This window comes from Moorena sp. SIO4A1, assembly GCF_010672065.1.
GTDB lineage: Bacteria > Cyanobacteriota > Cyanobacteriia > Cyanobacteriales > Coleofasciculaceae > Moorena.
In genome coordinates, this window is the sequence record NZ_JAAHHX010000741.1 from 1 (window position 1) to 1,416 (window position 1,416).

Annotated in this window: 3 protein-coding genes; all 3 read left to right on the forward strand. The window is 40.3% G+C overall.

All coding sequences use genetic code 11. The annotated features are described in order from the left end of the window. Nucleotides 1–577, forward strand: a 577-nt coding sequence (locus F6K53_RS42510; RefSeq protein WP_293086571.1) for a restriction endonuclease subunit R, incomplete at its 5' end; no start/stop codon positions are given. A 217-nt stretch (nt 578–794) separates the two neighbouring features. Then, nucleotides 795–938 (forward strand): hypothetical protein, encoded by a 144-nt coding sequence (locus F6K53_RS42515; RefSeq protein WP_366510760.1) that lies wholly within the window; start codon nt 795–797, stop codon nt 936–938. A 167-nt stretch (nt 939–1,105) separates the two neighbouring features. Then, the coding region (locus tag F6K53_RS42520) for a class I SAM-dependent methyltransferase (RefSeq protein ID WP_293086573.1) at nt 1,106–1,416 on the forward strand (311 nt) is incomplete at its 3' end.

Sequence of the window (1,416 nt, forward strand, 5' to 3'; positions counted from 1 at the left end):
GCTCCAAGAAGTAATGGAGCCAGAGTTTTTCCCAGAGTGCGTGGAAAACCTACCCCAACTAATTGAAATAGAAAGGCAAATGCTCGATAGAGCAAAAGCTAATTACAAGTACTTGTCTAAAGATTTGGTACTAGAAGACCTAGTTAAAATGGTTGTTGTTTCTCCTTTATTGGATTTGGCAGGATTTTACCAACCGCCTTTTAAAGTTAAAGCAGAGTATGAAGTGTCTTTACCCATTGAAGATAAAGATGAGGACACAATTGTCAAAGGACGTATTGATATTTTGGTGACTAGCAAACCAATTTGGATAGCCGTTATTGAGTCCAAACGTTCTGCTGTTTCATTACAACCAGCAATTCCTCAAGCACTAGTTTACATGCTGAAGAGTCCCCAAACAGAGCAACCAACATTTGGTCTTGTTACTAATGGTGCTAGCTTTATCTTTATCAAGTTAGTTAAAGGCGAAACCCTACGCTATGCTTTATCAAAAGCCTTTGATATCTGGAATCCTGGCAATTATTTATATGATGTTTTGGGTATTTTGAAGCGTATTGCTGCTGTGACGGCTAAGTCTTAGAGGAGACTCAAGTAAGCTATCAGCTATCAGCTATCAGCTCTCAGCTAATGTGCTACGCGCACGCTGCGCGAACAGCTTTTGACTAAGCGATGCAGCGCGGTCATGGGGGAAACCCCCAAGACCGCGCTGCATCAAGACAAGAGGTAATCATTCGTTTAGTTTTGATGGAATATAAAGCCTAAACCATGACAAAATCGTCTTTATAGAAGATGGAGAAATGACCCGCCGGGAGCAGGAACAGGTGATGGAAGAGGTAGTTATCCCGGTGTTGCAACAAGAAATTGAGCAAGGAAATGACCTGATCAATCGAGCGCTTTACGTAACTAAGGACAAAATGCTTAGATGGGTAGACTTACCCTAAACCTGAAGTTTTGAAGGCTAAGGACTTTGGTAGTAGTACACAAGAGTGATTTTAGTTACCGTTACCTTGACGCTTACCATAGGCAAATCACTACATCTTTACCACTACCCTGATTTGCTCTAAGATAATTAAGATGTATACTCTAGATACATTTGGAAATAGGAACTATGTCAACAAAAATTGCTGCTGAAGAATTTTATGATAAATTTGCTCCTACCTATGACGACGTCTTAAAAGATCCCAGTTGTAATGCACAGCATGTATATGAGGCTGCTAAAATCTTCAATCGACATAATCACCATCAAGGCAGTGTTTTAGATATTGCTTGTGGGACAGGTATCCTAAGTGAATTGTTGCAAGGAGAGTTTGACTATACAGGGATTGATATTTCAAGTAAGATGCTCGATTATGCGGCAAAAAGGGGGTATAAAACCATCCACAAGCCCATTGAAACAGCCCTCAATGAAATTGATAGCCA

Coding starts and splice junctions, on each gene's coding strand:
- F6K53_RS42515 (WP_366510760.1), top strand. CDS start 795: ATGACCCGCCGGGAGCAGGAACAGGTGATGGAAGAGGTAGTTATCCCG.